General features: G+C 73.9%; 5 protein-coding genes. 3 read left to right on the forward strand and 2 right to left on the reverse strand.

Annotation, left to right across the window (positions count from 1 at the left end; genetic code table 11):
- Both pulA and AOK18_RS22810 read left to right on the forward strand, forming a co-directional pair.
- Positions 1-4,581, forward strand: a 4,581-nt coding sequence (pulA, locus tag AOK18_RS22805) for a pullulanase-type alpha-1,6-glucosidase (RefSeq protein ID WP_055695549.1), incomplete at its 5' end; no start/stop codon positions are given.
- A 65-nt stretch (positions 4,582-4,646) separates the two neighbouring features.
- Positions 4,647-5,012 carry a 5-carboxymethyl-2-hydroxymuconate Delta-isomerase gene (locus tag AOK18_RS22810; RefSeq protein WP_055573317.1) on the forward strand — a complete coding sequence of 122 codons (366 nt, stop codon included), beginning with the start codon at positions 4,647-4,649 and terminating at the stop codon, positions 5,010-5,012.
- A gap of 34 nt (positions 5,013-5,046) precedes the next feature.
- Here AOK18_RS22810 and AOK18_RS22815 read toward each other — a convergent pair whose 3' ends face one another.
- Both AOK18_RS22815 and AOK18_RS22820 read right to left on the reverse strand, forming a co-directional pair.
- Positions 5,047-5,736, reverse strand: a complete 690-nt coding sequence (locus AOK18_RS22815; protein WP_079105134.1) for a TetR/AcrR family transcriptional regulator — start codon at positions 5,734-5,736, stop codon at positions 5,047-5,049.
- A 95-nt stretch (positions 5,737-5,831) separates the two neighbouring features.
- The gene (locus tag AOK18_RS22820) at positions 5,832-7,913 is read right to left on the reverse strand and encodes a hypothetical protein (RefSeq protein WP_055695551.1); all 2,082 of its coding nucleotides are present in this window, start codon (positions 7,911-7,913) and stop codon (positions 5,832-5,834) included.
- A 130-nt stretch (positions 7,914-8,043) separates the two neighbouring features.
- Between AOK18_RS22820 and AOK18_RS22825 the strand changes: the two genes are divergently transcribed.
- On the forward strand, positions 8,044-8,451 hold a 408-nt coding region (locus AOK18_RS22825), incomplete at its 3' end, for a hypothetical protein (RefSeq protein ID WP_055695552.1).

The raw sequence follows: 8,451 nt of genomic DNA on the forward strand, positions 1-8,451 counted from the left end.
CTCCATGCCGTCGACGACCTGTGGACCGAGCGTCCCGAGGTCGTCGACGGCATGGAGAAGATCTACCAGCGGTGGGTGAGGGACTTCGACATCGACGGCTTCCGGATCGACACCGTGAAGCACGTCAACATGGAGTTCTGGACCCAGTGGGCGACCGCCCTCGACGCCTACGCGGCGAAGCGGGGACGCGACGACTTCTTCATGTTCGGCGAGGTCTACTCCGCCGACACCGACGTCACCGCCCCCTACGTCACCGAGGGCCGCCTCGACGCCACCCTCGACTTCCCGTTCCAGGAGGCGGCCCGCCAGTACGCCTCCCAGGGCGGCAGCGCGAAGAAGCTGGCCTCCGTCTTCGGCGACGACCACAAGTACACGACCGACCGGGCCAACGCCTACGAGCAGGTCACCTTCCTCGGCAACCACGACATGGGCCGCATCGGGACGTTCCTGAAGCAGGACGACCCGGAGGCGTCCGACGCCGAACTGCTGAAGAAGGACATGCTCGCCAACGAGCTGATGTTCCTCAGCCGCGGCAACCCCGTCGTCTACTACGGCGACGAGCAGGGCTTCACCGGTGCCGGCGGCGACAAGGACGCCCGCCAGAGCCTGTTCGCCTCCCGCACCGCCGACTACCTCGACGACGACCTCATCGGCACCGACCGCACCCACGCCGAGGACACCTACGACACGAAGGCCCCGCTCTACCGGCAGATCAGCGCCCTCGCCAAGCTCCGCAAGGCGCACCCCGCCCTCACCGACGGCGCCCAGCAGGAGCGGTACGCGGCCGACGGCCCCGGCGTCTACGCCTTCTCCCGCACCGCGACCGGCACCCGCACCGGCCGGGACACCACCGAATACGTCGTCGCCTTCAACAACGCCGGCGAGGCGAAGAAGGCCACCTTCGCCACGAACTCCGCCCGCACGGCCTTCCGCGGCCTCCACGGCACCGACGCCACCGTCACCAGCGGCGCCGACAGGAAGATCACCGTCACCGTCCCGGCGGGCTCGGCGATCGTCCTCAAGGCGTCCGGCAAGCCCGCCGGGCCCGCCGCGAAGCCGTCGGTCACCCTCGAGGCCCCCGGCGCCGGCGCCACCGGCACCGTCGAGCTCACGGCCGACGTCGAGGGCGGACAGCTCAACCGCGTCGTCTTCGCCGCCCAGACCGGCAACGGCAGGTGGCAGACCCTCGGCTCCTCCGACCACGCCCCGCACAAGGTCACCCACACCATCGGCGAGGACGTCCCCGTCGGCACCGCCCTGCGCCACAAGGCCGTCGTGATCGACTCGGCCGGACGCACCGCGAGCGCCCTGGCCGCCTCCACCACCGGCACCCCGCCCGTCGAGGCGCCGCCCTCCGCCGCCTCCCGCGACTACGCGGTCGTCCACTACCGGCGCGCCGACGGCGACTACGACGACTGGGGCCTGTACGCCTGGGGCGACCTCGCCGACGGCGAGGCCACCGAATGGCCGGACAGCCACCCCTTCACCGGCCGCGACGCCTACGGCGCCTTCGCCCACGTCAAGCTCAAGCCGGGCGCGTCCGACCTCGGCTTCCTCGTCATCGACGAGGACGGCGACAAGGACGTCGCCACCGACCGCACGATCGACCTGACCCGCACCGGTGAGGTCTGGATCGAGCAGGGCAAGGAGACCGTCACCACCGAGCGGCCCGAGTACCCGGCGCAGGACACCACCAAGGCGGTCCTGCACTACCAGCGTGCCGACGGGAACTACGACGGCTGGGGCCTGCACACCTGGACCGGCGCCGCGAACCCCACCGACTGGTCGAAGCCCCTGGAACCGGTGAGGACCGATTCCTACGGCGCGGTCTTCGAGGTGCCGCTCGCCGAGGGTGCCACCAGCCTCAGCTACATCCTCCACAAGGGCGACGAGAAGGACCTCCCCTCCGACCGGTCGCTCGACCTCAGGGCCGACGGCCACGAGGTGTGGCTGCTGAGCGGCCAGGAGAAGCACCTGCTGCCGCAGCCCGCGGGCTCCGCGGCGGCCCTCGACCTGACCACCTCCAAGGCGGTCTGGATCGACCGGGACACCGTCGTCTGGGACGGCTCGGACGCCGCCGCCTCCACCCGGCTCCTCGCCTCCCGCACCGGTTCGGTCACGGCGAAGGACGGCACGCTCGTCCTCGGCGACGACACCCGTGTGCTCCGGCTGGCGAAGACCACCCTCACCGACGCCCAGAAGGCGAAGTTCCCGCACCTCGCGAAGGGCACCGCCCGGACCGTCGACCCGCGCGACCGGGACCGCGTGCGCGAGGCCCTGCGCGGCCAGGTCGTCGCCGCCCAGTACGCCTCCAACGGCGCCGTCCTCGCGGCGACCGGCGTGCAGACCGCGGGCGTCCTCGACGACCTGTACGCGGCCGGCGCGACGAAGGCGGACCTCGGCCCCGTCTTCCGCGCCGGCCGGCCCACGCTCTCCGTGTGGGCGCCGACCGCGCAGAGCGTCTCGCTGGAGATCGGCGGCACCACCGCCCGCATGAAGCGCGACGACGCCACCGGCGTCTGGTCCGTCACCGGCCCCGCGTCCTGGAAGGGCAAGCCCTACCGGTACGCGGTGAAGGTATGGGCGCCCAGCACCCGCGAACTCGTCACCAACAAGGTCACCGACCCCTACTCGGTCGCCCTGACCACCGACTCCGAGCGCAGCCTCGTCGTCGACCTCGGCGACCGGCACCTCGCCCCCGAGGGCTGGACGTCCCTCGACAAGCCGGAGGCCGTGCCGCTCGAGGACGCCCAGATCCAGGAACTGCACATCCGCGACTTCTCCGTCGAGGACCGCACCGCGAAGCGGCCCGGCACCTACCTGGCCTTCACCGACAAGGACAGCGACGGCTCGAAGCACCTGCGGAAGCTGGCCGAGGCCGGCACCTCGTACGTGCACCTGCTGCCCGCCTTCGACATCGCGACCATCCCCGAGAGGAAGTCCGACCAGGCCACCGTCGACTGCGACCTCGCCGCCCACCCCGCCGACTCCGACAAGCAGCAGGAGTGCGTGGCGAAGACCGCGGCCAAGGACGCCTACAACTGGGGCTACGACCCGTACCACTACACGGTCCCCGAGGGCTCCTACGCCACCGACCCGGACGGCACCGCCCGCACGGTCGAGTTCCGCGCGATGGTCAAGGCGCTCAACGAGGAGGGCCTCGGGGTCGTCATGGACGTGGTCTACAACCACACCGCGTCCCACGGCCAGGCCAGGACCTCGGTCCTGGACCGGATCGTGCCCGGCTACTACCAGCGCCTGCTGGCCGACGGCTCCGTCGCCAACAGCACCTGCTGCTCCAACACCGCGCCCGAGAACGCCATGATGGGCAAGCTCGTCGTCGACTCGATCGTCACCTGGGCCAAGGAGTACAAGGTCGACGGCTTCCGCTTCGACCTCATGGGCCACCACCCCAAGGCCAACATCCTCGCCGTGCGCAAGGCCCTGGACGCGCTCACGCCCGAGAAGGACGGCGTCGACGGCAAGAAGATCATCCTGTACGGGGAGGGCTGGAACTTCGGCGAGATCGCCGACGACGCCCGCTTCGAGCAGGCCACCCAGCAGAACATGGCCGGCACCGGCATCGCCACCTTCTCCGACCGGGCCCGTGACGCCGTCCGCGGCGGCGGCCCCTTCGACGAGGACCCCGGCGTGCAGGGCTTCGCCTCCGGCCTCTACACCGACCCCAACTCCTCCGAGGCCAACGGCACCGAGGCCGAGCAGAGGGCCCGGCTGCTGCACTACCAGGACCTGATCAAGGTGGGGCTCTCCGGCAACCTCGCCGACTACACCTTCACCGACACCAGCGGCAAGGAGGTCAAGGGCTCCCAGGTCGACTACAACGGCGCACCCGCCGGATACGCCGCCGCGCCCGGCGACGCCCTCGCCTACGCGGACGCGCACGACAACGAGTCGCTGTTCGACGCGCTCGCCTTCAAGCTGCCCAAGGACACGTCGGCCGACGACCGGGCGCGCATGCAGGTCCTCGCCATGGCGACGGCCACCCTCTCCCAGGGCCCGGCGCTCTCCCAGGCGGGCACCGACCTGCTGCGTTCCAAGTCGCTGGACCGCAACTCCTACGACAGCGGTGACTGGTTCAACGCCGTCCACTGGAACTGCGCGGCCGGCAACGGCTTCGGCCGGGGTCTGCCGCCGGCCGCCGACAACGCCGACAAGTGGCCCCACGCCAAGCCCCTGCTGGGCGCGGTGAAGGTCGGCTGCCCGCAGATCCGGGGCACCACGGCCGCCTACCAGGACCTGCTGAGGATCCGCACGACGGAGAAGGCCTTCTCCCTCGGCACCGCGGACCAGGTGCAGTCCCGGCTCTCCTTCCCGCTGTCCGGGAAGGACGAGACGCCCGGCGTGATCACCATGAAGCTCGGCGACCTGGTCGTCGTCTTCAACGCCACACCGGACCGGCGGGAACAGCGCGTCGGCGCCCTCGCCGGCACGGAGCACCGCCTGCACCCGGTGCAGGCGGCCGGCTCGGACGCGGTGGTGAAGACGGCGTCCTACGCGCCGGACACCGGCACCTTCACCGTCCCGGCCCGCTCGGTCGCGGTGTTCACCGCGGCCGGCTGACCACCCGGACGCACCACCGCGGAAGCTAGGGTGGGCCCTCCGACCCGGAACCGGAGGGCCCACCCATGCCGCAGATCACCGTCGACTACTCCGCACAGCTGAAGCACGGCTTCGACCACGACTGGCCCGCCTTCGCCCGTGACCTGCACACCACCGTGGTGGAGATCGCGGCCGCGACGCTCCCGGGGTGCAAGACCCGGTTCCGCCCGACCGACGACGTCTTCGTCGGCCACGAGCAGGAGGAGGACCACGCCCTGGTGCACGTCCACATCGCCCTGCTCCCCGGGCGGACCGAGGAGACCAAGGCCCGGCTCACCGAGGCCGTCCTGGAACTGGTGCGGCGGCACGTGCGGACGGACGGGGGCCGGACCCTGCACGTCTCCGCCGAAGTGCGCGAGCTCGACCCGTCGTACCGCAAGTTCGTGGAGTGACCCGCGCCCCCGCGCCACCGCGGGGGCGCCCGCTTCAGCGGGCCAGGGCGACGAGCCGGGTGACCAGGTCGACGAACGGTCCGTCGCCCGGCTCGTCCTTGAGCAGGTCGCGCAGCAGCGCGCCCAGCTCCTCGTCGTGGGCCGCGGCGACGGCGCAGAGCGCGGCGAAGTCGTGCACCAGCTGGGTCTCCAGCCCGGCGCGCGGTATGCGGCGGCCGTCCAGCCAGATCAGCGCCGTCGACTCGGCGAGCGAGATCCAGGACCGCACCACCAGTTCCAGCCGCGCGGGCGGATCCACCGCGCCCATGTGCGACAGGATCTGTTCGTACGCGGCCTGCCGCACGGAATCGATCAGCGCGTTGGTGGTCGAGGAGCCGACCGCCGGACCGCCGCGCATCAGGGCGGAGAAACCGGGCCCGTGCTCGTCGACGAAGTCGAAGTACCGGCCCATCACCCGCATCAGCCGCGCCCCCAGCGGGCCCTCGCGGGGCTCCGCGAACCGCGACGCCAGATCGTCCGCGGCACGGCTCAACGCGGCCTCGTAGAGACTGAGTTTGCTGGGGAAGTAGTGGTAGACCAGCGGGCGCGAGATGCCGGCCGCCGAGGCGATCTCGTCGATGGAGACGTCGTCGGGCGAGCGGCGGCTGAACAGTTCGAGGGCGACGCCGATCAGCTGCTGCCGGCGCTCCTCGACTCCCATTCTGCGGCGTACCCCGGTAGTCATGCACACAGCCTACCGATCGGATCCGGCCGTGAACGGTCCGGACCGGGCGGCGGCGGGCGTGCGGTCCGGACCGCCCACGGCGGGGCCGCCCCGGTTCAGCGGAGTCCGGTGACCCGCTCCCCGTTCTCCAGGGTGCCCTCCAGGTCCGCCCGGGCGCCCCGTTCGGCCTCCAGGGCCAGCAGGTTGCCCCGCGCGGTGCCCTCGACCCCGCCCGTCGCGGTGACCGACGCGGTGCCGCGGCTGCCGGCGGCCAGCAGGTACCAGGTGCCCGCCCCGGACTTCCACAGCACCCCGGCCAGCACCCGCGGCTCACGCTCCCCGCACTGCGGCACGTCCCCGGCCCGGGCCGCCACCACCCCGGACGGCCCGCCCGGCGTGTGGAACTGGGCCTGCACCAGGGTGCCGCCGCCCCGCCAGGTCTCGGCCCGGGTGCACACCCAGGACGCCGAACCGCCCCCGCCCTCCGGGAGGGAGGTCCCCGTCCCGGCCGCGTCCGGCAGCGGCTGCTCGGCGAAGGCCCACGCGTTCACGCTCCGCACGCCCGCCGAGCGCATCGACGCCAGGGAGCAGGCGAACGGCGACCAGGTGCGCGACACCTCGCCGCCGGCGGCCCCGCGGGCCGCCCCGGGCCGCCCCGCGGTCAGCACGGCCGGGACCAGCTCGCCGAGGTCGGTCACCAGCCGGGTGCCGGTGCCGTCGGTCAGCTCCAGCACGTTCCACGAGGCGCACGCGCCGGACGCCGGGGCCGGGCCGGCCACCGGCGGGGTCACCCCGCCGGTGAGGGCGAGGTCCGCCGGGTCCGCGCCGGGCTCGCGCAGGTCCCGCGCACCGGCCGAACGGACCCAGGGCGCCGTCAGGTAGCGGACGTTGCCGTCGGCGCGGCCCAGCACCAGCGCGCTCGCCCCCGCCCGGTCCGCGCCGTCGACCCGGGCGAAGTCGAGGGCGGCGCCCCCGGTGCCGTCCAGCGGCTCGGCGTACCTGGTGATGCGCAGACCGTCGTGGAGGACCACCACGCGCGCGTTGTCGACGGTCCCGGCGTACAGCAGCTGGGGCGGACCGGCCGGACCGCCGGACGGGGTGCCCGGCGTCGCCGACACCCGCACCCGCCCGCCGGGCCGGGCCCACACGGCGAGGGCCCGGCGCAGCAGGGCCGCGTCGCCCGCCAGGTCGCCGCGGGCCGGCCACACGGAGAAGTCGGTCCGCGCGGAGGTCTTCCAGGCGGCGGGGGAGACCCGGGTCAGCTTCCCCGGGTCCAGGGCGGCCTGCGCGGACCGGTTCAGCGCGTACGGCGGCGCGGCGGCACCGCCGGGGCCCCAGCCGTCGTCCGGCAGCCCGAACAACGCGCCGCAGACGACGAGCGCGGTTCCGGCGGCCAACGAGGCCTTCAGGCGCCGGCGGCGCCGCACCAGATCGGTGGGCCGGGCCTGGAGCGCACAGGGATCGAACGCGGGAGAGCCGAGCAGCCGGTACTCGGCCGGCACCCGGTCGGCCTCGCGCAGCGCCCCCGCGGCGTCGGGCACACCCGCGTCGGTGAGCACCGCGCGGACGTCGTCGTCCGCGAGCCGCTCCAGGCCGCGCAGCACCCAGGCGGCGCGGGCCGCACCGGACAGGGCGGACAGCCTCTGCTCCAGGGCGAGTTCGTCGGCGCCCCCGGACCGGGGGAACAGGCGCAGCCCCCACACCTGGGGCAGCGGCGGGGGCAGGGCCGGCCGCCCGGCCCGGCCGCGCCGCGCCCCGCGTTTGCGCCCGCGTGACGGGCTCGCCCGCAGCGCGGTCCGCACCACCTGGAGCCGGACCAGCGCGTACCCGGGACCGCCGTCCCCGTCGGCGGCCCACGCGGGCCGGTCGGTCCGGTCACTCCGGTCACTCCGGCCGGCCCGGTCCGCCCGCCGCCCGGACCGGGCGGAGTGCGCGGCCCGGCCGCCGCCGGACCGCCGCGGCCGGGAGGGGACCGCCGGTGCCGCGGTGCGGCCGCGGGGCAGCGCGCGCTGCACCAGGGCGTGCGCGGTCAGCACCCGCCGGCCCCGGTCGCCCGGCTCCGGCGGCAGCATCAGGTACGCGAGCCGGACGAGCCGCGGATAGTGCTCGACGAGGGCGGCCTCGGCCTGCCCGACGTCGACGAGCGGTCCGTCGGGGGAAGAGGGGGCGGGGCGCTGGGCGGCATGCGGTGACTGCACGTCTGTCAGAACGAGCGACGCGCCCGCGGGTCACCCGATTGAGCACTCCGGGCCCCCGGGCCGTATCGAAGGCGGAGAGCCCCTCGCCGGGGCTCCGTGCGGCATGTCGCCGGAAGGACCGGAGGAACTCATGAGGCTGACCCGACCGATGCTCGCGCTGACCGGCGCGGTGGCGGTACTGGCGCTGGCGGGCTGCGGGTCCGGCGGTGAGGACGCGAACGGCGACGGGCGGAGCGGGGCGCCGGTCACGGCCACCGGCAGCCTGGAGCACCTGGCGGCCGAGGTGAGGTGCGAGCCGAACATGCAGACCGACGCCGACACCATCCGCCAGGCCATCTGCGAGAAGGGCAGGCAGAAGTACGTCCTCGCCACCTTCGCCACCGACCGCGGCCAGCGCGAGTGGATCGAGACGGCCAAGGACTACGGCGGCTTCTACCTCGTCGGCCGCAAGTGGGTCGCCGTCGGCGAGGAGAAGGTCCTCGAGGACCTGCGCGGCCGGCTCGGCGGCGACGTGGAGGAGGGCATCGACCACGCCGCC

The organism is Streptomyces prasinopilosus, assembly GCF_001419695.1.
GTDB lineage: Bacteria > Actinomycetota > Actinomycetes > Streptomycetales > Streptomycetaceae > Streptomyces > Streptomyces prasinopilosus.

What these genes read in the sequence shown, in the direction of transcription:
- AOK18_RS22810 (WP_055573317.1), top strand. Translation starts at nt 4,647, where the DNA reads ATGCCGCAGATCACCGTCGACTACTCCGCACAGCTGAAGCACGGCTTC.
- AOK18_RS22815 (WP_079105134.1), bottom strand. Translation starts at nt 5,736, where the DNA reads ATGACTACCGGGGTACGCCGCAGAATGGGAGTCGAGGAGCGCCGGCAG.